Below are 25,711 nucleotides of genomic sequence, written 5' to 3'. Positions count from 1 at the left end.
GCGGCTTAGTTTTTTGTTTTAAGCATTGGTTTAGGTAGAGGTTTATCCGCTAAATGAAAGTGCACTAACATCAATAATCGAAACAGCGCCTTAAGCTTACGATCTTACTCAAGCGTGCCCGCGTTAATCAATTTGCGCAACACAGCTATTTTCATGTATAGATTGCTAACTAACACATCGCTTTGATGGTCTAAGTATTTATCAAACTCTTTATAACCGTCAATGGTTTGCGGAGCCAACTTAGTCTGACGAATATGTAATCCCGACAGCATCGCTTTATCAAACGCTTGAGTTTCTCGCCCCTTGATAATGTCGGCAGCACTGAATTTTGCCCCAAGCCATCCACAATAAAATCAATATTCGATTCAATTTCAAATTGCAGTGCATGAGTGTCATGAAGCACGTTATCAAATCTTGTACGTTCTTTATCGACAAAATCAAACAAAATTTTCAGAGTGACATGTGCAGGTCCCGTTCAGGGCTCAATGCTGAACACTAAAGTTTTACACTCAACACATTCAAAGTGAGTGATGAGTGCTCGTTTTTAGTCGTTAATTCGATTCAACATTTTACCTTGTTGAAATTTGCGTACATTTTCAACCGCAATATTAAGCAGATTTTGTCTAGCTTGTAATGTCGCCCATGCAATATGCGGCGTGATAGTAATGTTGGCTGCACTCAGTAGTGGGTTATTGCTACTGGGTGGCTCTGTCGATAACACGTCAACTGCCGCAAAGCCGTTACCATTGTTAAGCCATTGAGCGAGATCATTTTCATTAATCAAATCGCCACGGGCGGTATTCACTAATAAACAACCCTGTTTAAGTAAGCATAAACTGTCGCTATTGATCATGTATTTGGTTGCTGTACTCAGCGGACAATGCAGCGAAATAATATCGGCTTGTTGCAGCAGGATGTCACGTTCGCACCATTGAATGGCATCAGGTAAATTGGTTTTAGGTTTAGCACTGGTAATCAACACTTTCATGCCAAATGCGACACCTAAATTGGCAACCTGTTGGCCAATATCACCATAACCTACCACACCCAGCGTGAGGCCTTTTAATGAAGTTAAGGGTGATAAGGTAAAACAAAAATCTCGTTGCGTTACCCATTGTCCTTGTTTTACGGCTTGGTCATGTAAAGCAACTTGTTGCTTATGATGTAAAATATGGGCAAACACCATTTGTGCTACGGCATCGGGGCCATAAGCAGGAATATTAGTGACAACAATGCCCTGCGCTGTTGCTGCATCAACATCGACCACATTGGTTCCAGTGGCGAGAACACCAATATAGGTTAATGCGGGCAGTTGCTTTAAGGTCGCGGCACTCAATAGGGTTTTATTGGTCAGTACGATGTGCGCACCTTGGCAACGACTGACGATTTGGTCGAGTGTTGTATGGTCGTAAATATCACATTCGCCTAATGCCTCAAGCGCTTGCCAACTCAAATCACCCGGATTAAGTGTATAACCATCTAATACCACTATTTTCATTTACTGCCCCATTTCATTGCTTACAAAAATACGTTATTGGCTTGCGCTAACGCATTCCTCTAGAGGTTTTAATGCGCTCATAAGCGGCTTGAATATCTTGTGCTTTGGTGTTGGCTAATTCCATCATCTCTTCAGGTAAGCCTTTAGCCACAAGTTTGTCTGGATGATGTTCATTCATCAACTTGCGGTAAGTTCGTTTTACGTCTTGATCGCTAGCAGATTCTTGCACGCCCAGCAGCACATAGGCATCAGTAAGCGGCATTTTATTACCTTGTGGCGACTGATGATGACTAAACTCAGCTTGCCAACGCGCCAGTAAAGCATCCAGTTGTGCAGCAAGGCCAAGCTTAGTGGCAATAACCGACAATATTTGCTTTTCATTGGCATGTAATTCACCATCGGCCAAGGCTGTTTGAATTTGGATTTCCAAGAACATTTGTGCTAGCTCAACCCGCCCTTGAGTGGCTTGTCGAAACAGTTCTAGCTGCTTTAGCAAATCAAAATCTGCTTGGCGACCTTGACGAAAAGCCGTTTGCGCATCGATACGAGACTGACCAGACAACTTCATTTGATCCATTAACATGGTAGCAATACGAATATCAGTTTCAGTCACTCGCCCTGACGCTTTAGCAACATGGCCCATTACGGCAAATGTAGAATTAAAAAACATCGCCTGACGTTCACTGCCTTTGCGCATTATCGAGGTTAGTCCTTGGCGCCTATCGAAAGCATGGCCTAACCATAATCCTAAAATCGCACCAAAAAACCGCCCGAACATATACCCAATGATAAACCCAAAAACTTTACCCCAAATTCGCATGTTGTTTTCCACTACGGTTAATAATTAATACATAACTAGCCACCATCAGATGGCGTAGCTTAAAGCGGTAACAGAGTCTCTATATCGACCAAGCGACGCTGTAATTTATCCAATCGCTCAAGTGTGCCGACATCGCACCAATAAGCATCAAAATGCTCACCTTGTATTTGTTGCTGGCCAATGGATTCTTTAAGCAAAGGACCCAAAGCCTGTTTACCTTCAGGCAACTGACTAAATAATTGAGGATGATAAATCCCCAGTCCAGCAAACGTTAACCTTTGTTCATCGCTCAAGGTTAATTTACCTTGGGCATCAATAGCAAAATCACCCTGTTGATGATGTTCTGGATTATCCACTAACCACAAATAAGCTTGTGCTTCACCTTGGTAAACGCGCTGATATGCCAAGGTGACGTCGGGCAAGTGATCGATAAAAATATCACCATTGATAACCAAAAAAGGTTCGTCCCCCAACCAAGGTAATGCTTGCTTGATCCCCCCAGCAGTTTCTAACGCTGTGGTTTCTTCGCTGTAGTTAATCTGCAAACCCCATCGACTCCCATCGCCTAGCATTTCAGGTAACTTATGCCCTAACCAAGCTTGATTGATCACAACCTCAGTCACGCCAATTAACGCGAGCTTTTCTAAGTGATATTCAATTAAAGGTTTACCTGCAACGCTCACTAATGGTTTAGGTAAGGAGTCTGTTAACGGGCGCAAACGCTCCCCGCGTCCTGCAGCCAGTATCATCGCTTTCATGCTTCGCTTACCGCCTCATTAGTATTTTTGTGGTTTACTAACGGTAAAATCACCCTGTGAACCCACAGACTAAAATCGGTAGTTTGTGGGTATTTCATCCCAATATCAGCAACATATTGTAAGGTTAATGGAATATCAGCCAGATAACTGCGCTTACCGTCACGATGATATAACCGCGCAAAAATACCCGCAGCTTTGATATGACGTTGTAATCCCATTAAATCAAACCACTGGGTATAAGTAACGTAATCAACATTTTCATCCATTAATTGGTGATCTATAGCGAGCTGAAAATGATATCTCATCAAGTGATTAACGATATCATCTGGCCAACGCACGTAACAATCGCGCAGCAATGATACCGCATCATAAGTCACTGGCCCATGCACTGCATCTTGAAAGTCAATCACCGCTAACGCTTGATCATTTATCAGTAAATTACGGCTATGGTAATCACGATGCATGCCCACTTTTGGCTGCGCCAGTGCATTGTCGGTTAAGGCTGCAAACGTAGCCGCAATCATTTGTTGCTCATTATCCGTCAATGCGTAATCTAAATGCTCTTTTAGTAACCAATCGACAAAAATAGCTAATTCTCTTGCCACAAAAACGTCATCGTAATCAGCTAACGGTCCATCTTCGGTTTTCGTTACCGTGGCAATGACCGGCAATAAGTTTAATGCCTGCTTATAATAGTCGCTCACATTGTCTTTATTCAGCACCGACAAAAGTTGTAATTCGCCTACATCAGTTTGTAAGACAAAACCATAGTCTTCGCAGGTTGCAAGCACTTCGGGTACCAGTAAGCCTGCATGTTGATAAGCCTTGGCCATTGCCACAAATGGCGCGATGGGCACTAAGTCGATCGGTGAATCTGAAACAATGTAATCAATACCTTGATGATGAAGACGAAAATAGCGTCGAAAACTGGCGTCGCCGCAGATCAAGTTAATGGCAACTTTATCGCCGAAATATTGGTATAACCAGTTACTTAACGCGACAAATCTTGGGTCAGATAAAATCATCTCAATGGCTCTTAACGAAAAATTGCTTTATTATAGCCAGCATAACATTTGGAAACAGCTAAAGAATGGAATGTTTCATCTAGCTGAGTATCTTTTTCTCTCCAAAACTTTCCGGAATCAGAATTCATAAATTATTGACAACAATGCAGATCCGTTATTTTCTGGCACTAAGCCTACTCCCAAATATCGTGTTGGCCGATGAGCCTACAACGACAGAAGCGCCTTCATTGCAATGCGTTGTTGCTCCGCCTGTGTCTCGTTCATTCGAAGACCGTGCAGCATTAACCGGCATATCAGACGATCAAATTGTTATCATTAGCGATCACTCTGCCGTTGCTTACAATAACCAAGCTGAGTTTTCGGGTGATGTGAGTTTCAGCCAGGGACTTCGCCATATCGCTGCTGACAACGCGGTATTAGATCAAAAACAACAACGCTTAAATGCAGAAGGTAACCTTATCTTTAAAGATGAGTTATTTACCGTCACAGCAGATACCTTAGAAGCGCAAATGAGCACTAATAACGCCACCTTAAAAGGGGCTCAGTATTGGCTACATGGGCAACAAGTACATGGCGATGCAGAAAAACTACAGATAACTTCAGACAATAATCTATTGCTAACAAAAACCAACTTCACTACCTGCCCTCCTGGTGATGAATCATGGTTACTTGAAGCCGATATGATCAAAATTGACAGCAAAGAAGAATGGGGTGAAATTTGGAATGCCAAGCTGCGTATTGCCAACATCCCAGTATTATATATCCCGTATATGACAGTGCCTGTATCAGATAAGCGTAAAACCGGCTTCTTATTCCCAAGTTTTAGTACCAGCACCACTAACGGTGTAGAAGTTAGCACCCCGTATTATTGGAATATCGCCCCAGAGTTTGACTTAACTTTCACCCCGGACTTCATGTCTTCGCGTGGGTTGTATACCAAAACGGAATTTCGCTATCTCGCTGGCGAACAGCAAAATGGCCAGTTCAATGTCGAATATTTAGGTAGCGACAGTAAGCTAACCTCTAATGCTGACCGTTATTTGTATCACTGGAGCCATCAAGGCGCAGTCAACAAAAACTGGCGAGTAAGATCAGACTATACCGATGTGTCTGATAACAATTATTTCAACGATTTAAATTCCGACGTTAATCAGTCAACCGACAACCAGTTATCACGGATCGGTGAAGCCAGTTATTTTGAACGCAACTGGGACTTCAACATGCGCGTGCAAGACATTAAAGTGCTTGGTGAAGATGAAAAACCGTATCAAGTGATGCCACAGCTAAACTTTAATTATCGTTCTGCAGACATTTTTAACTCTATCGACTTTAAATTTAATTCAGAACTGACCAATTTCCGTCATCAAGATAATGAATATAATACCGCTACCCGCTTACATTTAGTGCCTAGCTTAATTTGGCCAATACAAGGGCCAGCAGGTTCATTTACCAGTGAAGTTAAATTACTGCAAACTCAGTATTGGCAGCAAAACATCGACGAAGACTCAACATTAGACGACAGTATAAGCCGTACGATTCCTCAAGCGCGTTTACACGGTCAGGTGAATTTTGAGCGAGCAACCCAATTGTTTGATGAACAATACCGTCAAACCCTTGAACCTCAGATTCAATATCTTTATGTCGGCTATGAAGACCAATCCAATATTGGTATTTATGACACCGCACAATTACAAGAAGACTATTATGGTCTGTTCCGCGATCGCCAATACTCAGGCTTAGACCGTGTTGCTGATGCCAACCAATTTACCTTAGGTTTTACCACTCGTTTATTTGATCAAACTAACCGCGAAAAACTCAAGTTTAGCGTGGGGCAAATCATGTATTTGGAAAACTCTAAAGTCAGTATTGACGATGCTTTCGAAGAAACAACCCAGTCAACATCGGTATTAGCGGCTGAATTAGATGCCCAGTTATACAACGATTGGTTTGTGAGTGGTTCAGTACAACACGACACTGAAACGGGTGAAAACAAAAAGAATGAAATCACTTTGGATTATCGCCCAAGTAGCGACCGATTATTGCAGTTAAGCTACCGTTATGTACCCGACTTATTAAATACCAACACCAATGATCAAGTTGATATTTCCCAAGCAGGCGTGCGCACATCGTGGCCTATTAGTGACAACTTATATTTTGTCGGTAACTACTATTACGACCTCAATGAATCTCGTAATATTGAAACTTACACTGGCGTACAATACGAGTCATGTTGCTGGGCATTGCGCTTAAGTTATCATTATCGTATCAAAACCAACTACGATGATGATTTATCAGAAAGCGTTGACGGACGCGAAGAGTTTGAAAGCGGTGTTTACCTAAACTTTGTCATTAAAGGCTTAGGCGGATCAGGTCCGTTAGGGGTAGACGACATGTTAAATGAAGGCTTATTTAACTACCGTAAACCACTTTACTTGAGGAATTAGCATTCTTTTGTGATAGATTGCTGAACCTAGCGACAAACTCATAGTCCAATAACAACAAACATGCTGTTGAGTATGAAGTAGTAACCTTATTTTGGCGATGTATTGCCAGTTTATATTGAATCGAATGTGCCAAGGATTTTGTGGATGAAACACAGTAAAAAAATAATTTTTGCATTACTAGCATTAGCTATGAGTAACACCAGTGTTGCTGCGCCAATGCCATTAGATCGCGTATCAGTACAAATTAATGATGGCATCATTCTTGAGAGTGAAATCACCAACATGGTTTCAACTGTTAAAGCCAATGCTAAAGCAGCTAAACAAACATTACCGTCTGATGATGCCTTACGTACCCAGGTTATCGAACGTCTCATTTTAACTCACTTGCAAATGCAAATGGCTGAACGTATCGGCTTGCAGATTGGTGATTTACAATTAGACCAAACGATTGAAAACATCGCTAAAGAACAAAAAGTCACTGTTGCGCAAATGCAACAAACTATTGAAAGCGAAGGTACGAGCTTTAGCCAATATCGCGAACAGTTACGTCAAGAAGTCACTCTAGGTGAAATTCAGCGTATTCAAGTGCAACGCCGTATTCAGGTTTCACCACAAGAAATTAGTGGCTTAGTGAAATTGATTCAAGAGCAAGGCTTAAAAGATGTTGAGTTTCAAATTGGTCACATTCTGATTGAAATACCAAGCAACCCAACGAGCGAACAACTTGAAAGTGCTAGCCGCCGTGCAGAAATCGTGCTTAAACGTTTAAACAATGGCGACGATTTCCGTAGTACCGCTATTGCGTCTTCATCAGGTCCTAAAGCGTTAGAAGGCGGGATTTGGGACTTTATGAACATTAACGAAATGCCAACCTTGTTTGCTGAAGTTATCAGTAACGCCAAAAAAGGTGACATAATCGGTCCGATTAAATCGGGTTCAGGCTTCCATATTATTAAAGTAGTCGACACTCGTGGTTTACAAACCCAAGAAGTTGAAGAAGTAAAATCACGCCATATCCTGTTAAAGCCATCGCCGATATTATCGGAAGATCGCGCAAAAGCGATGTTAGCTAACTTTTTGACTCAAGTTCGTGCAGGTGACGCAGATTTTGCTAAATTAGCCACTCAGTACTCTGAAGATCCAGGTTCTGCAGCTAAAGGTGGTGAGTTAGGTTGGGCAGACCCAAGCATGTATGTGCCAGAGTTTACGCAAACATTAGCCAGTCTTCAGGAAGGCCAATACAGTGAGCCTTTCCGAACAACTCATGGCTGGCATGTAGTGCAACTTGAATCGCGCCGTAAAACTGATGCAACCGAACAATTTAACAGTAACCGTGCTCATCAATTAATCTTCCGTCGTAAGTTTAATGAAGAGCTACAAAACTGGTTAGACGAAATGCGTTCAGAAGCGTATATCGAAATCGTTGAGCCAGAAAGCAAACGAGGCTAAGCAAAATTAATGACTAAACGTATTGCCATCACTCCCGGCGAACCAGCAAGTATTGGTCCCGACTTAGTCATCAAACTCGCTCAACAGGCCTGGCCTGTTGAGTTAGTTGTTTGTGCCGACCAAAATTTGCTCATGACACGAGCAAAAATGCTTGGACTGCCTTTACAACTCAGGCCTTATCAACCATCGCAACCACCGAAGCCGCAAACAGCAGGCACATTAACCATTGCTCCTTTTGCAGTAGCAGAAGAAGTTGAGTGTGGTGTACTGAATGAAGCTAACAGCGCTTATGTAGTAGAAACTTTGCGCTACGCCGGTGAAAAAAATATGTCGAATGAATTCGACGCGGTCGTTACCGGTCCTGTGCACAAAGGTATTATTAACCAAGCAGGTATTCCATTTAGCGGTCATACCGAATTTTTTGCACTACAAGCTAATTGTGCAGATGTCGTCATGATGCTTGCAGCCCCAGGGTTACAAGTGGCACTAATGACCACACATATTCCATTAGCTTACGTTGCAAAAGCCATTACCCGCGACAGACTACATCACATTATTACCATTTTGCATCGTGAATTGGTCAGTAAATTTGGTTTAGGCTCACCCAAAATTTATGTGTGTGGACTCAATCCACACGCAGGAGAAGACGGCCATTTAGGCCGTGAAGAAATCGATACCATCATACCTGCGCTCAACGAGTTACGAGAACAAGGCATGGATATTGTTGGCCCGTTGCCAGCCGATACCTTATTCCAGCCTAAGTATCTCGAACAAGCTGACGTGGTATTAGCTATGTATCATGACCAAGGATTACCTGTGCTTAAATCATTAGGTTTTGGCAAGTCGGTCAATATCACCTTAGGTTTACCTTATATTCGCACCTCAGTCGATCACGGCACCGCGCTAGAATTGGCCGGCAGTGGTAAAGCGGATTGCGGCAGTTTTACCTGTGCATTAAACAAAGCCATCGAATTGGCCTCAAAAAGTAAGTAACCCATTTTAATGAGTAATAAAGTACATTTAGGCCACACGGCCAGAAAGCGTTTTGGACAGAACTTCTTAACCGACCAAGGCGTGATTAGCAGCATCGTAGGCGCTATTGCACCTGATAATGATCATGTAATGGTTGAAATTGGACCTGGTTTAGGTGCATTAACTGAACCTGTTGCAGATATGATTGATAACTTAACCGTTGTTGAATTAGATCGTGACTTGGTTAAACGCTTACAATATCACCCAGTACTTAAAGACAAACTGACCATTCACCAAGGTGATGCGTTACAGTTTGATTTTGGTCAGTTGCAACAGCCTGGCAAGAAAATGAAAGTGTTCGGTAACCTTCCTTACAATATTTCAACGCCACTGATGTTCCATTTGTTTGAGTTTGCTGAACAAATAGAAACGATGCATTTTATGTTGCAAAAAGAAGTGGTTTTGCGCTTATCTGCAAGTCCTGGCACCAAAGCTTATGGCCGTTTAACGGTGATGGCGCAATATTATTGCCAGGTAGTACCCGTTTTAGAAGTGCCACCAACAAGCTTTACTCCTGCTCCGAAAGTCGATTCTGCAGTGATAAGATTATTGCCTTTTGAAGTCAAACCTTGGCCGTGTAAAAATGTCGATGTATTAAGACACTTAGTCACGACAGCATTTAATATGCGCCGTAAGACTTTGCGTAATAATTTAAAAACCTTAATCTCAGACGAAGATTTTGCAACACTGCAAATTGACGCAAGTCTGCGGCCAGAACAAATTAGTGTCCCACAATATGTGGCAATGGCTAATATGCTGTGTGATAAAAAAGATTAATTATAAGGGCATGCATATTGAGCATGCCCTTTTGCTTTAGGACATAACATGACCCAAGTTGAATCGCCTATTAAGATTAAAGTCGACACCCAATATTTAGAACAACAATCCGATGCTGCCGATAATAAATACCTTTTTAGCTATACCATTACCATCATCAACTTAGGTGATAATAAGGTGACTCTTAAAGACCGTCATTGGATCATCACCGATGCTGACGGCGAACAGAATGAAGTAAAAGGCCCTGGCGTTGTTGGTGAAACCCCCACTATTGCACCCAATACTGCTTACCAGTATACCAGTGGCACTGTGATGGAAACGCCGGTGGGCTTTATGCAAGGATCTTATGGTATGGAAAATCATAAAGGCGAGCGCTTTTTAGCGACCATTCCACCTTTTCGCCTTGCTGTTCCTGGGATATTTCAATAACCCATGGCACACTATTTTGTCGGCGATGTTCAGGGATGTAACTCCGAGTTACAACTATTGCTACAGAAGGTGGCCTTTAACCCATCCAAAGATCAACTTTGGGCGGTTGGCGATCTTGTGGCCAGAGGTACTGAATCGTTAGCAACCCTTCGCTTCTTCCAATCATTACAAGATTCAGCAAAAGTGGTACTGGGCAATCATGACTTACATCTTTTGGCTCTGCACGGGAAGCTAAAACGAGCCAACCCACAAGATCATCTTGATGAATTACTCAACGCTCCTGATATTGATAATTTAGTCAATTGGCTCCGCCAACAGCCTTTAGTCAGAACCTTACCTGAACATAATATAATCATGACCCATGCGGGAGTGCCTCCACAATGGGATATAGCAACCCTTGAACATGAAGCAGAGCAAGTCAGCTTTGCATTACAGCAAAATGATTATCTAAGTGCATTAATTGCCAAAATGTACACAGAAGATTCTGAGCACTGGTCTCCATCTTTGCACGGTATTGACAGACTACGTTATTGTATCAATGCATTAACACGTATGCGTTTTTTACACCTTGATGGCCGTCTTGATTTTAAATGTAAATCACCACCCAGCGAACAGCATTCTGCCGAGTTACGTCCATGGTTTGAATTAGAATCAAAAACAGTACCGCAAAACACCATCATATTTGGGCACTGGGCGGCCTTAATGGGCCAAACAAGTAATCCGCACGTTCTCGCATTAGATACTGGCTGCTGCTGGGGAGAGCATTTAACACTATGGCATCTTGAAAAGAATGAAAAAATTACCCAAAAAAAGTTAATTTAACGTTAAACTAAAGTACCATTTAGCCGATAGCTAAATGTAGAATTTATTACGCTTGCCTGAGAAACAATCGCCCTTTAATAAATTCATATCGTGGTATGCGATAGCACATACAAGATAAAAATCAGGATCAAATAATAATAGCCGGAGTACTGTATGAAAATTAATGTAGCGACCAGGGTCATTGGCGGTTTTACCGTGGTGACACTGTTATTGATGGTCCTCGGTGGCGTGACCATGCTGAGCAACAACAGTATTAAAGACGGGACGACTATTCTTAAGACGGTCAGCCTACCGGCACTTGAATCGACGAGTATTTTAAGTGAAAACTTAAGCACCCAGCAAATTGAAGCGTTACTCGCTTATTACAGTGCGCATTCATCAAAGATTCCAGCGATAGAAAAGAAGCTCACTGATTTAGATAACGCATTCGAAAAAGATCTTACACGCTTAAATAATTTAGTAAGCAAACAGAATCAGCTTACTGCGCCATTAGCTGCGTTAACGAAAAGCTACACAGTGTATGAAACGAGTGCAAAAAAAATGATCGTAGAGCGTGAGAGTGCTCTTAGCTTGCAAGAGAAGTTACTCAAAATGCGCAGTAACCTGGAAAATGCAGCAGATGACTCTTCATCTATTTTATTAGATATTATCGATCTAGAAACCAGCGAAGATGAAACTGAACGCAGTTTGGCTGCGTCAGCCAGCTTAGTTGATGGTACATTCATCAATATCATTACCACAATTTATGATTTGGTGGCCTCAACCGAACAAAGTAAATATGACCTGATCATTAAAGAACTCGATTACATGGTCAGCGAAGCTTCATCAAAATTAGATCATATTGGTCGTCAGGGCAGTGGTATTGTCAGCAGTTCAGTTTTAGAAGATTTAACCGCTGAAAGTGCAAAAGTATTTAAGTTGCTAAAAGGCAGCGGTTCAATTATCGAACTAAAACAACAACAATTAAATCACGAGTTTGCGGCCGCTAAACAGTTAATCGATACACAAAGCGAAGCAAAAGACGTCAACAAGAAAATGACTGTTTTGGCAAAAGCCATCGACACTTTCGCGAGTGATATCAGCACCACTGCCTTAGAAATCATTGATTCAGCAGCCATTAAAACGTTACTGGTAGTATTAACTGCCATTATCGTTGCCATTATTGTCAGTATTGCTGTTGTTAAACCATTGACCCGCTCGTTAGAGAAAGTCAATAAAGCGTTAAATGTGCTAGCTTCAGGTGATTTAACCCATAAATTAGATGACACTGGCCATGATGAATTCGCAGAATTAGCCAAAAACTGCAACCGGTTAGTCGACAGCCTACGAAGTCTTATTATTGGCATCGTTGATCGCTCAAATCAGTTAGCTGCTGCAGCAGAAGAAACCTCTGCAATTACCTCGCAAACCACTATCGGTATTCAAGAGCAAAAGAGCCAAGTGGACCAAGTTGCTGCTGCAACCACGGAACTGAGCTCGAGTGCACAACAGGTATCAATGAGCGCAGATCAAGCACTGAATGAGATTAAACAAGCTGACCAAGAAACACAGCATATGCGTACGCTTGCAGAAGAAAGCAAAAATACCATTATTGCCCTTGCTGAAGAAGTCGCTAAAGCCGGTATTGTTATTAATAAAGTCCATTCCGATAGTGCGTCAATCGGCTCTATTTTAGATGTGATCCGTGGGATTGCAGATCAAACTAACTTACTTGCGCTAAACGCGGCTATTGAAGCTGCAAGAGCTGGAGAACAAGGACGAGGCTTTGCTGTTGTGGCTGATGAGGTGCGTAACTTAGCATCACGTACCCAACACTCAACCAGTGAAATTCAGCAAATGATTGAAGTATTGCAACTTGGTACGCAAGAAGCCGTTGCAGTGATGGAATTGGGTCGTACTCAAGCACAGAGCTGTGTTGAAAAGAATGAACAATCAAATCTTGCCTTAGAGACCATTAGTAAGTCAGTTCACAGAGCCTTTGATTCTGGTAACCATATTGCCCAAGCAGCCCAAGAGCAAAATATCGTTAGCCAACAAGTTTCAGAAAAGCTCGAACATATTGCCTCTATTTCAGAAGAAACCTCAATAGGTGCGGATCAAACGGCACAATCAAGTCAGCAAGTTGCGATGCTTGCTGAAGAACTACAAGCGTCGGTACGCGAGTTCAAGGTTTAATCTATACAATATAAGTTAGTATTCATAAAAGGCCCTTAGTGGGCCTTTTTTATTGCCTGTAATATTTGATTACGAGTAACTGACACTCTGATGGTAAATGAAATAAATCGATTTATAACAAGCAAAATATTATGCCTAAACTAGTCGCTGAACAGCCACAGAGCACGCTTTCAACTATCAACTCACGCGTGTGGTAACCTTGATTGTAATTGGTGACGCAAGCCAGAAACCAATGGCTTGTCTGGCATTAATAGAACATGGATTTTAGACTCAAATTGATGTGCAGATAGGTCGCAGTAAGTAGCAAGTTATCAGTAAACAGGCTGAAAATTGAAAGCAAACAACAAATAAATATAAGGCGAATGTAATCCGTCATTGCTAATCAACCTAATGGGTAAATTATCGACATAAAAAATGCCGATAATTACTTATCGGCATTTCTAATTACATTGACTGACTCAACGATGACACATCGCCAGAATTAGCCACCAACTCGGTCTTTAATCGCGGCAGTAATCGGGCTACCGTCATGACCATTAGCAGCTGCCCAATCTAGAATGGTTTTGCCATCAGCCTCAGGAATAGCTAAATCACTTGAAGGTAGACGCTTTGCGATAAACTCACCGACATCATTAGCATTTGAATTGTAGGCAGTACGCAATAAACTGCTGCCATCACAAGAAATGCCTGAATAAACATTACGTAATTTAACACGACTTTCTTTCATCTTCTTACGTAAACGGCTTTTGTCGTCTGATTTCACATAATCACAAATATTTGCAACTAATTGATCTGTATCGGCGATAGCAGGGGCTGACACAAAAGATGCTGCAATCAGGGCTGCAATAGCTACAGGCAATAGACGCATCTGACACTCCTTTATATTTTATAGTTATATAACTATGTATAGAGATCATGCTTTAGATCACTTTTACATATTAATTTCAGGGGTAAACCCGACTAATTTAACACTTTTTAACTAAAGTGTTAAAGCTATATTGCAATCCTTTGTCGTTTGTTGCAGTTACTGAGTTCTGTAAATCCCAAGAACCATCATCCCAGGCAGGAAATACCGTGTCACCCTCTACATCGACATCAATTAACGTTAGATATAATACGTCAGCTTGAGGCAATAGTTGTTGATAAAGTTGACCACCACCAATCACCACCATTTCTTCACAATCACCCGCTGCAGTGATAGCTTCATCGAAACTTTTTACACAGGTAACACCTTCAATACTCAACTGACTATTACGGCTAATCACTATATTGTGGCGCCCGGGCAATGGTCGACCAATTGACTCATAGGTTTTGCGCCCCATAACAACAGGTTTTGACAAGGTCATCGCTTTAAAATGACGTAAATCTTCAGGTAAATGCCAAGGCATTTTATTGTCTTTACCTATAACTCTATTGTTGGCCATTGCGGCAATCATTGCGATACGCATTAAAGCAAAATCCTTATGGTTAAATAATTGGTCTGTTACGGTAGTAAAGCAAACTTGGTAACGCTAACCCTACCGCCAGCGCACCTAAGATAAATACTGTTTTTAAACCGTTGACGATGACCTGAGCTGTGAGTTCGGGACTAACCTGACTCTGTGCTGTGAGTTGAATTAATGCAATGACAGTATTGAATGCATACGTTCCTGGTACCATTGGAATAATGGCAGCAACAGCGTACATCAATGGTGGAGCAAGGTGACGTTTAGCAAACTGAATAGTAATCAAGCCAACAATAGCTGCGGCGATAAATGTCGCCCATTCAATTGGCATTGAAAAATGTAATAAGAAAGTTCTTGAGCTGTGGCCAATAGCACCGGCGATGGCACAATAAATTAAATAGCGTTTAGGGACATTAAACACCATCGCAAAACCGACCGCAGGTATCGCCGAAAAAAAGGCATCATGCAGCAATAAACTTAGAAAGGATAACATTAAAATATCCCTCCCATTTGCATCGCAATGGTAATACCAATAACCGATGCTAAAGTTAATAGGGTTGCATGACCCCAGCGGGAAATACCCACATTCATGTGACCTTTGACCATATCCGAAATTGCATTAATCAACGGAAACCCTGGTACTAGCATCAACACGCTTGCCGCCATTGCTGCTTGAGGAGTTTCGGAGATAGATCCAAGATAGCCGATTTGAGCTATAGCCGTGATCACAAATGCAGTCAGTGAGAAGTTAACCAATAAATTGAAATGTCGAGATGCCAGAAAAAGGCGTACTATCATTCCAACCGCTGAGGCAAAAAATGTGATCAAGCATGCCATCATGTCGCCATCAAATAAGTGACAGAAACTTGCGCACGACAAACCTATCATAGGAACTACGGCAATTGCGGGGTATGTTTTAGGAGAAATATGAGCGAGGCGTCTACGAACTTCATTGGCACCATAAATACCTTTTTCGGCTAGTATGCAAATTCGTTGAAGCTCACAAATCACCATCATATTAATGCCATGAGCACGAATACGACGGGTTGTGGTAATGCATCTACCGTGTACCAAGCTAGTTAATACTAATGCATTGGATGATATTGATAATTCAATGCTAGCAATACCGAGTGCTTTACCAAGGCGCTGACTAATCTCTTCAACGAGATCAGACTCAGCACCATATGCCAGTAGTAGCTGCGCACAGCGTACTACAAGGCGGGTAATTTCATTTTGGCTATCTTCGTACACGACGTCCTCAAATGAGCTCTTTAACGTTGATAGATGACTTCTACATCATAGTCATCATCATCAAAATCTTCGTCAAAGTCATCATCATAATTTTCATTAGCGTTTTCATCTTCAGCGCTATGGTAATTATCCCATTTAAACTCAACGTCAGCATCAGCGGTAATTTCTTCCACAATAGCCGGTAAACTTCTAATGTAGTCAAGCATCTTAATGCTTAGCTCTTCAGTACCAGTTCGATTGTAAGCTGACATAGTATAAACATCACCCTGCCAATCTAACTCTTTGACAATACGATCGATTTTAGCTTGTATCTCTTCATCTAGCAGTAAATCAGTTTTATTAAACACTAACCAACGCGGTTTTGCCGCTAGTTTTGGAGAGTATTTTTCAAGTTCACCGACAATTGCACGAGCAGAATAAACTGGGTCTACGCCATCAATAGGTTCGATGTCGATAATGTGTAACAACATACGGCAACGTTCAAGATGCTTTAAGAAACGAATACCTAAGCCGGCACCTTCAGCAGCACCTTCAATTAGACCTGGGATATCGGCAATAACAAAGCTTTGACCTGGACGCGGATTAACCACACCAAGGTTTGGCACTAAAGTCGTAAACGGATAATCCGCAACTTTAGGCGTCGCACGTGATACAGAGCGGATAAAGGTTGATTTACCTGCGTTTGGCATCCCTAGTAAACCCACATCAGCAAGTAACAATAACTCAAGTTTAATTGAGCGTACTTCACCAGGGGTACCTAATGTCTTTTGGCGCGGAGCACGGTTAGTACTACTTTTAAAACGGGTGTTACCTAAACCGTGGAAACCACCTTTAGCAACAAGCAGCTTTTGTCCATTTACAGTAAGATCGCCAAGTGACTCTTCTGTTTCTTGATCGATAGCACGAGTACCTACTGGTACTTGCAGAACCAAATCACTACCACCATGCCCGGTACAATCACGGCCACGACCATTGGTGCCACGTTCAGCCATATGAAAACGAGTAAAACGATAATCAATCAGCGTGTTCAAGTTTTCGTTAGCTTGCAGATATACACTGCCGCCATCGCCACCGTCACCACCATCTGGACCACCATCTGGAACATATTTTTCGCGTCTAAAACTCACGCAACCGCTTCCGCCGTCACCTGCTTCTACGCGAATATTCGCTTCATCAACAAACTTCATACTGACTCCTGACGCCACTTAATCTGTAATTATAATCCCAAATCACTGGAATTTGCAGGAAAGCGCTGAAGATAGCATTCATCACGATATCGCCTACTGCATATAAACAAAATCATTAAACTATCAATAACAGTTTAATGATATAAAAAACACAAAAGCCCCACCATAGGCAGGGCTTTCGAGATCTAGCTTAGAAAGAATTAAGCTTCGATGCTAATAAACTTACGGTTATTAGGACCTTTAACTTGAAACTTTACTTTACCGTCTGTTAATGCAAACAAAGTATGGTCACGACCAATACCTACGTTTACACCAGCGTGGAACTTAGTACCACGTTGACGAACGATAATGTTACCAGCTAGAACTGATTCACCACCAAAACGCTTAACACCAAGACGTTTACTTTCCGAATCGCGGCCGTTACGAGTACTACCGCCAGCTTTTTTATGTGCCATGAGTTAGACTCCTAAATTATGCGCTAATCGCAGTGATTTTAACTTCAGTGAACCACTGACGGTGGCCCATCTTCTTATCGTGATGCTTACGACGACGGAACTTGATAATAGTTACCTTTTCGCCGCGACCGTGGCCAACTACTTCAGCTACGACTTTACCGCCAGCAACTAAAGGAGCTCCAACGTGTACTGTTTCACCATCAGCGATCAACAAAACTTGATCGAATTCTATGGTTTCACCAGTAGCAACTTCTAATTTTTCTAAACGAACTGTATGACCTTCAGCAACACGGTGTTGCTTTCCGCCACTTTGAAAAACAGCATACATGGCTATTTTACTCCAAATGACTAACACACTAACTCATATTATTGACGAGACTAGGTGCTAAAAAACTTTTAATGACAATGGGCGCGGATTCTACGCGAAGAATTATCATCAGGCAAGTCTTAATTCACTATCAAATAAAAAAGACCTCATCACTGCACACTATTCATTAATAGCTAATGTGCCTTCTTTAAAATTTAGTTAACATGACCATGTTAATTTATACCTAAGTTTTATAATTAAATTGGTCAGAATCCTACTAACTATCGTAAAATCAGGATTCTGTATGTTCAATTGTGGAAATACATACTTTGAAAAATAGCACTGATATCCTGTAAGATATGCGCTCTAATTCGATATGACTAATTAAGGGTGCAAGCCTGTCGCCCAACAACCAGAGACTATTATGGATTTAAACGCCATTCGTCAACTGGCTGACACTGATATGCAAGCAGTCAATCAGCTGATATATAAACAACTTGAATCTGATGTAGCCCTAATTAATCAATTAGGCTTTTACATTATCAATGGCGGTGGTAAGCGTTTACGTCCGTTATTATCAGTATTAGCCGCACGGACCGTTGACTACCAAGGTGAACATCACCTTAAACTCGCGGCGATCATCGAGTTTATCCATACTGCGTCTTTGTTACATGATGATGTTGTTGATGAGTCGACATTGCGTCGCGGCCGTGAAACCGCCAATGCCTTATTTGGTAATAGTGCTAGCGTACTAGTAGGTGACTTTTTATATACTCGTTCATTTCAAATGATGACCGAGCTCGATAACATGAAAGTACTGCAAGTCCTTGCCCATACCACTAACGTACTTGCCGAAGGTGAAGTTTTACAGTTGATGAACTGTAATGACCCTGATACCACCGAAGCAAACTACATGCGGGTGATCTACTGTAAAACCGCAAAATTGTTTGAAGCGGCAACTCAGTTAGCCGGTGTTTTAGCCAATGTGAGCGCTGAGCAAGAACAAGCATTAGCTGATTACGGTAAATACCTCGGCACAGCTTTTCAATTAACGGATGATTTACTGGATTACACTGCTAACGCTGACGAACTAGGTAAAAACATCGGTGATGACCTTGCTGAAGGCAAACCAACATTACCGCTAATTTATGCCATGGAAAACGGATCTGACACGGCTAAAAAACTCATTCGAGATGCAATTAAGCAAAGTGATGGCACCAAAGCAATTGATGAAATTTTGGTGGCGTTAGAGGAGTCTGGCGCATTAGTTTATACTCAGGATAAAGCTCAAGCAGAAGCACAGAAGGCCATAGATGCACTCAGTGTTTTTCCTGACAGTAACTACAAGCAAGCACTCATTTCGTTAGCTCATTTGTCAGTTAATCGCAGCAGTTAGTTGCAGCAGTTAATAGTAATTAACAGTAGTGAGTAACAATTAGTGAGTAACTACCACAATCAATCATGAATTCATTGTTGATGTTGATGTTGATGCATAAAAAAGGTGTGAATACTCAATTCACACCTTTTTTTATGATCAAACTTGCCAATTTATGGCTGAATTGCCTTGTTCAATTAATAATTGATTAATGCTTGAAAAATGACCGCAACCAAAAAAGCCTCGGTAAGCAGATAATGGCGATGGATGTGGGCCGTTCAATACATGGTGATGCGCAGCCGTAATCAGATGACCTTTCTTGATAGCATGATTACCCCAACACACAAATATAATCGGCGAAGATTGTTGGTTTAATCGCTGCAATACATTATTAGTAAATGTCTCCCAGCCAGATTTAGCATGTGAATGAGCCAACCCCTGCTCTACCGTTAATACCGTATTCAATAATAAAACGCCTTGCTTAGCCCAAGAGGTTAAATTGCCATGTTCGGGAGTCACAAAGCCTTCAATATCATTGGTTAACTCTTTATAGATATTCGCTAGTGATGGTGGCGGTTTAATGCCATTTTTAACCGAAAAAGAAAGCCCATGAGCTTGATTAGGTCCATGGTAAGGGTCTTGCCCCAGTATCACGACTTTAACCTCTGACAGCGGTGTTAAATCAAAAGCCGCGAATACTTCATCATCAGGCGGATAAACAGTTTTATTATCGGCTCTTTGTGAGGCTATAAAGTGTTGCAAATGTTGATAATATGCCTGCGATTGTTGTTGCTCAAACAGCTCTTGCCAATGGGAAGTCATTCGATGTATTCCTTAAATGAAAACGACAAATTTGTGAACTGCTTAGTCTTTAGTTTACTATTAACAGATTAATCACCCTTATGAATAATATGATGCCATTACATAATAACAAAAGCACTGCTAATAACGGTTTTACCCTTATTGAACTTGTCGTTGTTATTATCATACTTGGGATCATCGCAATTATCGCTTTGCCTAAATTCATCGATTTAGGCCAAGACGCTAAAATAGCCAGTGTAAAAGCAACTGGCGGGGCATTTTCTTCAGCAATAACCTTGGCTCATTTAAAATGGGCCGCGATGGGGTATTCAGGCCCAGCAGATAATTTAGCAATTTTCAGTCAAGCCGGAACCGATGGCGAACTGGATATGAACCAATGGGGCTATCCTGCGCAAAATTATCCACCTTACGAAGCCTCTCCAAGGCTGAATAATGTTAATGACTGCCTTTCAGTCTGGCCGACTCTGTTGCAGGATGGTCCAAGCGTTTCTATCAGTACCGATAAAGGTTCATCTGATTACCAAGCCGAATATATCAATCCAGATCAATGCCGATATAACTACAACTTGCTATCACTTATGTCGATATATTATGACTCACGTAACGGCCAAGTCTTGGTAGATTCAGATCCCAATAGCTAATTTTTTACCTGATATTTTCCAATAAAGACGTTACACTCAATGGAAAATTAACTCACAAAAAAGTGGATCTGATGTCTGAAGCCAAAACAGAATTAACAATGTATCAAATAGCTGACCAATTTATTGCCCTAGCCAATCAACTAAGCCAACAAGAAAATGATATTGGTAAAGTGGGTACGGCAATGAGATTTGCTTCAGCACGCTTTAATGCGTTCGAAGCCTCAATTAAATCAGCTGATCTTGCCGCTGAAAAAGATCATGCATTAGCTTGGTTTTCTGATGAATTTAAAGCCATGTTAAAAGAAAACTTAGAAGATCATATTGCTAATCCTCCTGTAGCAGCACCGCAACAAGAGCAGAAAAGCGATGATAGCGTACAAATGTTCAAAGGTGCCTAGCATTCGCTAACAACGTCACTGATAATTAGCCGTTAATCAATAATCCCTACCGGACATCTGGTGGGGATTACTTTTTAAAATAAAGCACATTTAACACTCCCCGCTCACCGCATACTATTGTCGCTGTTCGCTTTAACAACTAGACCTATGCATAAACAACATAATTAATCACGGTTAACCGAGTAGATGCCAGTACTATAACAACGTGTAAATAACCCTAATAGAAAGCAAAATTAATACAATACCTGAGAGCCTATCAATCAGTTTTGCCTTTGCTCGTAACTTAGGTAATACAGCAGAATGTGATAACACGAATGCAATAACGGTATACCACAAGCCATCAATAATTAGCGGGGTAAATACAATCAATGCTTGGCCAGTGGTCGTTTGTGCTGCCAAGACAAACTGACTAAATAAGGCTAGAAAAAATAATAATATTTTAGGGTTAAGCAGTGAAATAGCGAGTCCATCACGAGCTGCAATCCATAAACTAGTGGCTTCCCCAGCGGCTAATTTTTGCTGCATCCCGCCTTTGGAACCAAGCGCTTGAATACCCATCCAAGCTAAGTAAATTGCTCCGATTATCGCAATGGCATTAAACATTAATGGTGATGCTTTTAATATTGCAGCCAAACCCAATAGAGTCACCAGCGCATACACACCGATACCAATTGAATGCGCCCAAGCACATACTATGCCGTGTAATCTTCCACCACTGAGTGTATGCCTCACTACCATGGCTAAACTCGGGCCTGGAGACATGGCACCCAAACAGCATATCGCTAATAATCCCAGCCAAGCACTTAACGTCATAACACTCCTTTATTTGCAACTATCCAGTTATTAATATTTTGCAAAAATACATTTTAACAACCAGTTAAGTATGCGTTGTTAATGTATCGTCACTTATATGGATGAGTATAATAACGTATTTACAGAGGAAACCTATGACGACATTAATGCTGATATTACTCTTGGTTATTTTTATTGCCGTAGTAATATTGATTTGGGCTAAAATAAAAGGTAAATCGATTCCGACCTTAGTGATAGTCATGCTCATTTTGATGGGGATCTGTTTTGCGGGGATCATTGCGTTTGTTAATAAAGGTGAAAACTATCAGGCATATCAAACATTGAATTGGCAACCACTTGAACCTGAAAAAATTGCCGCCTATGTTAAACAAGGCAATATTGTGTTTGTTGATATTACAGCCGACTGGTGTGTTCCCTGCCAAACAAATAAAGCCAACGTACTTCATCGCGAACAAGTCGTAAATAAATTAAACCAACCACACATTATTCTCATGCAAGGTAATTGGACTCAAGCCGATACCGTCATTGAACAGTATATGGGGCAACAGGCAGTTGCTGGCACGCCGTTTAATAAAATCTATGCCCCGTCTTACCCAGAAGGCATTGAGTTGCCCAAAGCGCTGATTATCGACGATGTGTATCGAGCATTAGCTTTAGTCGTCAAGTAAGACTCTTAATCTTCAAAACAGAATATGTAATCTTCAAGCAAAAAGCCTAGAAAACTTTCACAATAAAAAAGACTGCCGAAGCAGTCTTTTTAGTTATTGATTTAGTTATTGAATGCCGCTAACGCTTAGAAGCGATAATTAACACGGCCGTAGTAGAAACCACCGTTGTAATCAAATGGACCACTTTCGTAGTACACCGCACCTAATTCACCCAGAGTGCCATCTTTTAGCTTCTGCGCTTCTTGATCGAAGATATTGTTTGCGCCAACTGATACCGTTAAGTTATCAAGTACCGCATAGCTCACTTCAAGATCGATAGTCACAGCAGCATCTGCCACCTCAGAACCCCAATCAGAAGTATCATCAGCGTGTGTTGCGTAGTACTCACCAAACATATTACCACGAACTGACATGCTTAAATCATCCCAGCTTTGGCCCCAGGTAAGGGTTGCACGGTGTGCAGGAATACCATCTTCTAAACGACGAACTTTACCTGCATCAGTTGTTTCAGGGTCATATTTATCAACACTGGTATCAGTCCAACCGTAGGCTAAACTGAATTTCGCATCACCTGATAACATTTCTGTAGTATAAGACGCTACAACATCAACACCTTGAGTCGTTGTGTCAAAATCATTAGTGTAGAAGGTTACCGCAGAAATCAACTCAGGGAACTCAACACCAGCGGCACGTAATGCATCGTAGTCACTAGCTTCAACCGAAATTTGGCTAGATTGTGCAATACGACCAGTTACTTCAATGTTGTAGTAATCAACAGTTAGGAACAAGTTATCATATTGGTATACAAAACCTGCTGCATAGCTAACAGACTCTTCAGGATTAAGTACTTCACCACCATAGAAAGCCGCTAATGGATTTGTTGGTGGAGCAATGAAGGTTTGAATCAAGTCACCGTTAACAATCGATGTTTGAGTGTTAACTACGTTTTCTTGACCAACGGTTGGCGCACGGAAACCAGTACTGTGCGATGCACGGAATGATAATTCATCGGTTGCAACATACTGCGCTGTTAACTTGTAGTTTAATGTGTCACCAAAAGTAGAGAAATTTTCATAACGAAGTGCAAAGCCTAATAATAAGTCTTCGGTTAAATACGCTTCAATATCGGTATAAACACCAATGTTGCTTCGGTCATTTTTACCGGCTGATTCTGGACCAAAACCTTTAAAGCCGTGTGAGCCAATGTTGAAGCCTTGATCAGCATAAGGACCTGCAATCCATGAAGCTTCATCACCTTGACCAATCTCAAATGACTCTTCACGCCATTCAAAACCAGTAGCAAAGCTAATGTCTTCTAAGCTACCAATAGTAACGAATCGACTAAAATCAGCATTAAAAGTTGTTTCTACTTGCTCGTATGAACCAGTATCAAAGTCAGTTGGTGTATCTAAACCCATTGATGGGTTTAGTGAGTTCTTTAAACCAAAGCTGGCTTTATTACTACCCGTACCAGCGCTCACATCATACATCCACTCGCCAGACTCGCCTTTTACACCAGCGAAGAAAGACATGTCTTCAATTTTACCGGTGAACTGAGGTGTATATCCGCCTGGACGAATTTGGTTCATAGAGAAACAGTTAGGATCGGCAACCATTGCTTGATACTCAGGAGTATTAAGCACGTTAGCCACGTTAGCAGGCACGACACCACAGGTGGATTGATCGCCATTAACAGCGCCCACTAATAATGTTTCACCACCATCTACAGAATAAACGTTACCGCGATTATGTGGGTTACGATAATAGAAACCACCAGTTGCTTCACGTGATGACACGTTACCGAACGCATACAAATGGGTATTGTCGTTAATATCAAAACCGGAGTTTACGAATACAGTAAAATCATCATTGATCTCAGGGTTACCCCAAGTTTGTGCTGGATTAAGAATTGAGGTATTACCCGCATCAGCGATAGCTGCTGCATCTGGACGCTGTACACTGCGGCTAGTCGCATCTGCCGTTTTATATTGTGCACTGATGTTAACAAAGCCATCATCAGTCAAAGGTAAACCAATGTTACCGTCAATTGTGGTTGCTGCGCCGTCACCTTCGTAGTATTCACCTTGGCTGACAGTGATAGAACCACCTTCAGAAGCATCTTTTAATACGAAGTTCATTACACCAGCAATCGCATCCGAACCATACTGAGCAGCAGCTCCGTCACGTAATACTTCAACTTGCTTTAATGCCACACCAGGAATAACAGATATATCTGGACCTTGTGCACCATCGTTAATGCCACCACCTTGGAAAGCAATAACTGACGCACGATGACGGCGTTTGCCGTTAACCAAAATAAGCGTACTGTCAGACGGTAAACCACGTAAGTTAACCGGACGAACTAGCGTTGCAGCATCACTAATAGGTTGTGCTCGAGAGTTAAAAGAAGGCACTGATGTTACTAACATGTCGATCATGTCAGTCGAACCGTTTTTCTTTAAATCATCACTGCTGATGATATCAATTGGAACTGGTGAGTCACCAATTGAACGAGGTGCCGCACGAGAACCCACGACTGCGATTTTTTCAACGTTTTCTTTCTTTGCAACTTCTTCATCGGCTGCGAATGCTTGAGTGCTAACTACAGATCCGGCAAGTGCAAATGAAATGGCTAAGCTCAAAGAGCTGATACCAAATTTAGATTTTTTTGATTGCATCATTATTATGTTCTCAACTGCTTATTATTGTTGTTTGTCGACGATGTTTCTCACAAAATGAATGAAAAACACGTCTATCCCTATCGAAATACTCCCTATCTCAACTACATTTTTATAACAATTGAAAAACAATTGCTAACACTTTTTGGGATAAATAAGTAAGCGCTAAATAGCAATTTACAAAAAAATACTCTAAGCAGTTGATTTTTAGTGATATAGATCACATATCGAATTATTTACTAGAAGTAAACTTTTTTAATTAAATCAACACAAAACACAAGTGTAACCATTAGTTTACACAAGAAATCGTGTTTTGATGGTGATGTATTAAACGAGTAATCTAATATTGATTCAATTTCAGTGAACCTTTGCCAATTGATATTGACCCGTGTAGGTTAGTAAAAATAATCTAAACGGACGTTTGATTTATAATAATAACCAA

26 protein-coding genes are annotated in these 25,711 nt (G+C 41.4%); 11 read left to right on the top strand and 15 right to left on the bottom strand.

The genetic code is table 11. From position 1 onward, the window contains the following. Window positions 1-104: 104 nt before the first annotated feature. The 5 genes from CXF88_RS21950 to CXF88_RS21285 all read right to left on the bottom strand — a co-directional run bounded on the left by CXF88_RS21950 (window position 105) and on the right by CXF88_RS21285 (window position 4,101). Window positions 105-272: a hypothetical protein gene (locus CXF88_RS21950; protein ID WP_157822846.1), complete on the bottom strand. Its 168-nt coding sequence runs from the start codon at window positions 270-272 to the stop codon at window positions 105-107. A gap of 272 nt (window positions 273-544) precedes the next feature. Next, on the bottom strand, window positions 545-1,498 hold the full coding sequence (locus CXF88_RS21300; RefSeq protein ID WP_101088761.1) for a D-2-hydroxyacid dehydrogenase: 954 nt from the start codon (window positions 1,496-1,498) through the stop codon (window positions 545-547). Between the two features lie 46 nt (window positions 1,499-1,544). Then, window positions 1,545-2,318, bottom strand: a complete 774-nt coding sequence (djlA, locus tag CXF88_RS21295) for a co-chaperone DjlA (protein WP_011638516.1) — start codon at window positions 2,316-2,318, stop codon at window positions 1,545-1,547. Between the two features lie 59 nt (window positions 2,319-2,377). Beyond that, window positions 2,378-3,076, bottom strand: a complete 699-nt coding sequence (gene murU / locus CXF88_RS21290) for an N-acetylmuramate alpha-1-phosphate uridylyltransferase MurU (RefSeq protein WP_101088760.1) — start codon at window positions 3,074-3,076, stop codon at window positions 2,378-2,380. Next, complete coding sequence (locus tag CXF88_RS21285; RefSeq protein ID WP_101088759.1) at window positions 3,073-4,101, bottom strand: phosphotransferase; 1,029 nt, start codon at window positions 4,099-4,101, stop codon at window positions 3,073-3,075. The genes murU and CXF88_RS21285 overlap by 4 nt, the downstream gene beginning before the upstream one ends. A gap of 143 nt (window positions 4,102-4,244) precedes the next feature. Between CXF88_RS21285 and lptD the strand changes: the two genes are divergently transcribed. From lptD to CXF88_RS21250, 7 genes are all read left to right on the top strand, one after another. Next, complete coding sequence (gene lptD, locus CXF88_RS21280; protein WP_101088758.1) at window positions 4,245-6,545, top strand: LPS assembly protein LptD; 2,301 nt, start codon at window positions 4,245-4,247, stop codon at window positions 6,543-6,545. A gap of 144 nt (window positions 6,546-6,689) precedes the next feature. Next, window positions 6,690-7,994, top strand: coding sequence for a peptidylprolyl isomerase SurA (gene surA / locus CXF88_RS21275; protein ID WP_101088757.1), 1,305 nt, complete (start codon window positions 6,690-6,692; stop codon window positions 7,992-7,994). Between the two features lie 9 nt (window positions 7,995-8,003). After that, window positions 8,004-8,987, top strand: coding sequence for a 4-hydroxythreonine-4-phosphate dehydrogenase PdxA (gene pdxA / locus CXF88_RS21270; protein WP_101088756.1), 984 nt, complete (start codon window positions 8,004-8,006; stop codon window positions 8,985-8,987). Between the two features lie 9 nt (window positions 8,988-8,996). Beyond that, window positions 8,997-9,803: a 16S rRNA (adenine(1518)-N(6)/adenine(1519)-N(6))-dimethyltransferase RsmA gene (gene rsmA, locus CXF88_RS21265; RefSeq protein ID WP_101088755.1), complete on the top strand. Its 807-nt coding sequence runs from the start codon at window positions 8,997-8,999 to the stop codon at window positions 9,801-9,803. 48 nt (window positions 9,804-9,851) lie between these two features. Continuing rightward, window positions 9,852-10,232 (top strand): Co2+/Mg2+ efflux protein ApaG, encoded by a 381-nt coding sequence (apaG, locus tag CXF88_RS21260; protein ID WP_101088754.1) that lies wholly within the window; start codon window positions 9,852-9,854, stop codon window positions 10,230-10,232. A gap of 3 nt (window positions 10,233-10,235) precedes the next feature. Continuing rightward, window positions 10,236-11,054, top strand: coding sequence for a symmetrical bis(5'-nucleosyl)-tetraphosphatase (locus tag CXF88_RS21255; RefSeq protein WP_101088753.1), 819 nt, complete (start codon window positions 10,236-10,238; stop codon window positions 11,052-11,054). Between the two features lie 153 nt (window positions 11,055-11,207). Further along, window positions 11,208-13,229, top strand: coding sequence for a methyl-accepting chemotaxis protein (locus CXF88_RS21250; RefSeq protein ID WP_101088752.1), 2,022 nt, complete (start codon window positions 11,208-11,210; stop codon window positions 13,227-13,229). A gap of 481 nt (window positions 13,230-13,710) precedes the next feature. On the opposite strand, the gene CXF88_RS21245 is transcribed toward CXF88_RS21250, so the two are convergent. The 7 genes from CXF88_RS21245 to rplU form a co-directional block, all read right to left on the bottom strand. Then, window positions 13,711-14,097 carry a DUF3718 domain-containing protein gene (locus tag CXF88_RS21245; protein ID WP_101088751.1) on the bottom strand — a complete coding sequence of 129 codons (387 nt, stop codon included), beginning with the start codon at window positions 14,095-14,097 and terminating at the stop codon, window positions 13,711-13,713. Between the two features lie 97 nt (window positions 14,098-14,194). Continuing rightward, window positions 14,195-14,677 carry a type 3 dihydrofolate reductase gene (gene folA, locus CXF88_RS21240; protein ID WP_101088750.1) on the bottom strand — a complete coding sequence of 161 codons (483 nt, stop codon included), beginning with the start codon at window positions 14,675-14,677 and terminating at the stop codon, window positions 14,195-14,197. A gap of 19 nt (window positions 14,678-14,696) precedes the next feature. Further along, entirely contained in the window at window positions 14,697-15,167 is a 471-nt protein-coding gene (locus tag CXF88_RS21235) for a threonine/serine exporter family protein (RefSeq protein ID WP_101088749.1), read from the bottom strand. Then, complete coding sequence (locus CXF88_RS21230) at window positions 15,167-15,925, bottom strand: threonine/serine exporter family protein (protein ID WP_101088748.1); 759 nt, start codon at window positions 15,923-15,925, stop codon at window positions 15,167-15,169. Before CXF88_RS21230 ends, CXF88_RS21235 begins: the two co-directional genes overlap by 1 nt. Before the next feature lie 20 nt (window positions 15,926-15,945). Continuing rightward, window positions 15,946-17,112 (bottom strand): Obg family GTPase CgtA, encoded by a 1,167-nt coding sequence (gene cgtA / locus CXF88_RS21225; protein ID WP_011638530.1) that lies wholly within the window; start codon window positions 17,110-17,112, stop codon window positions 15,946-15,948. 200 nt (window positions 17,113-17,312) lie between these two features. Then, the gene (gene rpmA / locus CXF88_RS21220) at window positions 17,313-17,567 is read right to left on the bottom strand and encodes a 50S ribosomal protein L27 (protein WP_011638531.1); all 255 of its coding nucleotides are present in this window, start codon (window positions 17,565-17,567) and stop codon (window positions 17,313-17,315) included. A 16-nt stretch (window positions 17,568-17,583) separates the two neighbouring features. Then, a complete protein-coding gene (gene rplU / locus CXF88_RS21215) occupies window positions 17,584-17,895 on the bottom strand; it encodes a 50S ribosomal protein L21 (RefSeq protein ID WP_101088747.1) in 312 nt (103 codons plus the stop codon). Between the two features lie 403 nt (window positions 17,896-18,298). On the opposite strand from rplU, the gene ispB reads away from it, so the two are divergent. Continuing rightward, window positions 18,299-19,270, top strand: coding sequence for an octaprenyl diphosphate synthase (gene ispB / locus CXF88_RS21210; protein ID WP_101088746.1), 972 nt, complete (start codon window positions 18,299-18,301; stop codon window positions 19,268-19,270). A gap of 138 nt (window positions 19,271-19,408) precedes the next feature. Here the strand turns inward: ispB and ung are convergent, their stop codons facing one another. Then, window positions 19,409-20,071: a uracil-DNA glycosylase gene (gene ung / locus CXF88_RS21205; RefSeq protein WP_101088745.1), complete on the bottom strand. Its 663-nt coding sequence runs from the start codon at window positions 20,069-20,071 to the stop codon at window positions 19,409-19,411. A gap of 80 nt (window positions 20,072-20,151) precedes the next feature. Here ung and CXF88_RS21200 point away from each other — a divergent pair, with 80 nt between their 5' ends. Continuing rightward, the gene (locus tag CXF88_RS21200) at window positions 20,152-20,712 is read left to right on the top strand and encodes a prepilin-type N-terminal cleavage/methylation domain-containing protein (RefSeq protein WP_101088744.1); all 561 of its coding nucleotides are present in this window, start codon (window positions 20,152-20,154) and stop codon (window positions 20,710-20,712) included. A gap of 71 nt (window positions 20,713-20,783) precedes the next feature. Then, window positions 20,784-21,110 (top strand): DUF3144 domain-containing protein, encoded by a 327-nt coding sequence (locus tag CXF88_RS21195; protein ID WP_101088743.1) that lies wholly within the window; start codon window positions 20,784-20,786, stop codon window positions 21,108-21,110. A 195-nt stretch (window positions 21,111-21,305) separates the two neighbouring features. Here CXF88_RS21195 and CXF88_RS21190 read toward each other — a convergent pair whose 3' ends face one another. Further along, window positions 21,306-21,923 (bottom strand): LysE family translocator, encoded by a 618-nt coding sequence (locus CXF88_RS21190; protein WP_101088742.1) that lies wholly within the window; start codon window positions 21,921-21,923, stop codon window positions 21,306-21,308. Window positions 21,924-22,057: 134 nt separating this feature from the next. On the opposite strand from CXF88_RS21190, the gene CXF88_RS21185 reads away from it, so the two are divergent. Then, entirely contained in the window at window positions 22,058-22,591 is a 534-nt protein-coding gene (locus CXF88_RS21185; protein WP_101088741.1) for a thioredoxin family protein, read from the top strand. Window positions 22,592-22,716: 125 nt separating this feature from the next. Here CXF88_RS21185 and CXF88_RS21180 read toward each other — a convergent pair whose 3' ends face one another. After that, the gene (locus tag CXF88_RS21180) at window positions 22,717-25,272 is read right to left on the bottom strand and encodes a TonB-dependent receptor (protein WP_101088740.1); all 2,556 of its coding nucleotides are present in this window, start codon (window positions 25,270-25,272) and stop codon (window positions 22,717-22,719) included. Between the last annotated feature and the right edge of the window lie 439 nt (window positions 25,273-25,711).

Origin of the sequence: Shewanella sp. ALD9 (genome assembly GCF_002836315.1) — a bacterium.
Lineage (GTDB): Bacteria > Pseudomonadota > Gammaproteobacteria > Enterobacterales > Shewanellaceae > Shewanella.
The sequence above is the reverse complement of the archived record's forward strand: the minus strand, read 5'-3'. Positions and strand labels throughout refer to the sequence as shown.

Excerpts from the sequence above, each read along its gene's own strand:
- CXF88_RS21950 (WP_157822846.1), bottom strand. The coding sequence starts at position 272 with ATGCTGTCGGGATTACATATTCGTCAGACTAAGTTGGCTCCGCAAACC.
- CXF88_RS21300 (WP_101088761.1), bottom strand. The coding sequence starts at position 1,498 with ATGAAAATAGTGGTATTAGATGGTTATACACTTAATCCGGGTGATTTG.
- djlA (WP_011638516.1), bottom strand. The coding sequence starts at position 2,318 with ATGCGAATTTGGGGTAAAGTTTTTGGGTTTATCATTGGGTATATGTTC.
- murU (WP_101088760.1), bottom strand. The coding sequence starts at position 3,076 with ATGAAAGCGATGATACTGGCTGCAGGACGCGGGGAGCGTTTGCGCCCG.
- CXF88_RS21285 (WP_101088759.1), bottom strand. The coding sequence starts at position 4,101 with ATGATTTTATCTGACCCAAGATTTGTCGCGTTAAGTAACTGGTTATAC.
- lptD (WP_101088758.1), top strand. The coding sequence starts at position 4,245 with ATGCAGATCCGTTATTTTCTGGCACTAAGCCTACTCCCAAATATCGTG.
- surA (WP_101088757.1), top strand. The coding sequence starts at position 6,690 with ATGAAACACAGTAAAAAAATAATTTTTGCATTACTAGCATTAGCTATG.
- pdxA (WP_101088756.1), top strand. The coding sequence starts at position 8,004 with ATGACTAAACGTATTGCCATCACTCCCGGCGAACCAGCAAGTATTGGT.
- rsmA (WP_101088755.1), top strand. The coding sequence starts at position 8,997 with ATGAGTAATAAAGTACATTTAGGCCACACGGCCAGAAAGCGTTTTGGA.
- apaG (WP_101088754.1), top strand. The coding sequence starts at position 9,852 with ATGACCCAAGTTGAATCGCCTATTAAGATTAAAGTCGACACCCAATAT.
- CXF88_RS21255 (WP_101088753.1), top strand. The coding sequence starts at position 10,236 with ATGGCACACTATTTTGTCGGCGATGTTCAGGGATGTAACTCCGAGTTA.
- CXF88_RS21250 (WP_101088752.1), top strand. The coding sequence starts at position 11,208 with ATGAAAATTAATGTAGCGACCAGGGTCATTGGCGGTTTTACCGTGGTG.
- CXF88_RS21245 (WP_101088751.1), bottom strand. The coding sequence starts at position 14,097 with ATGCGTCTATTGCCTGTAGCTATTGCAGCCCTGATTGCAGCATCTTTT.
- folA (WP_101088750.1), bottom strand. The coding sequence starts at position 14,677 with ATGCGTATCGCAATGATTGCCGCAATGGCCAACAATAGAGTTATAGGT.
- CXF88_RS21235 (WP_101088749.1), bottom strand. The coding sequence starts at position 15,167 with ATGTTATCCTTTCTAAGTTTATTGCTGCATGATGCCTTTTTTTCGGCG.
- cgtA (WP_011638530.1), bottom strand. The coding sequence starts at position 17,112 with ATGAAGTTTGTTGATGAAGCGAATATTCGCGTAGAAGCAGGTGACGGC.
- rpmA (WP_011638531.1), bottom strand. The coding sequence starts at position 17,567 with ATGGCACATAAAAAAGCTGGCGGTAGTACTCGTAACGGCCGCGATTCG.
- rplU (WP_101088747.1), bottom strand. The coding sequence starts at position 17,895 with ATGTATGCTGTTTTTCAAAGTGGCGGAAAGCAACACCGTGTTGCTGAA.
- ispB (WP_101088746.1), top strand. The coding sequence starts at position 18,299 with ATGGATTTAAACGCCATTCGTCAACTGGCTGACACTGATATGCAAGCA.
- ung (WP_101088745.1), bottom strand. The coding sequence starts at position 20,071 with ATGACTTCCCATTGGCAAGAGCTGTTTGAGCAACAACAATCGCAGGCA.
- CXF88_RS21200 (WP_101088744.1), top strand. The coding sequence starts at position 20,152 with ATGAATAATATGATGCCATTACATAATAACAAAAGCACTGCTAATAAC.
- CXF88_RS21195 (WP_101088743.1), top strand. The coding sequence starts at position 20,784 with ATGTCTGAAGCCAAAACAGAATTAACAATGTATCAAATAGCTGACCAA.
- CXF88_RS21190 (WP_101088742.1), bottom strand. The coding sequence starts at position 21,923 with ATGACGTTAAGTGCTTGGCTGGGATTATTAGCGATATGCTGTTTGGGT.
- CXF88_RS21185 (WP_101088741.1), top strand. The coding sequence starts at position 22,058 with ATGACGACATTAATGCTGATATTACTCTTGGTTATTTTTATTGCCGTA.
- CXF88_RS21180 (WP_101088740.1), bottom strand. The coding sequence starts at position 25,272 with ATGATGCAATCAAAAAAATCTAAATTTGGTATCAGCTCTTTGAGCTTA.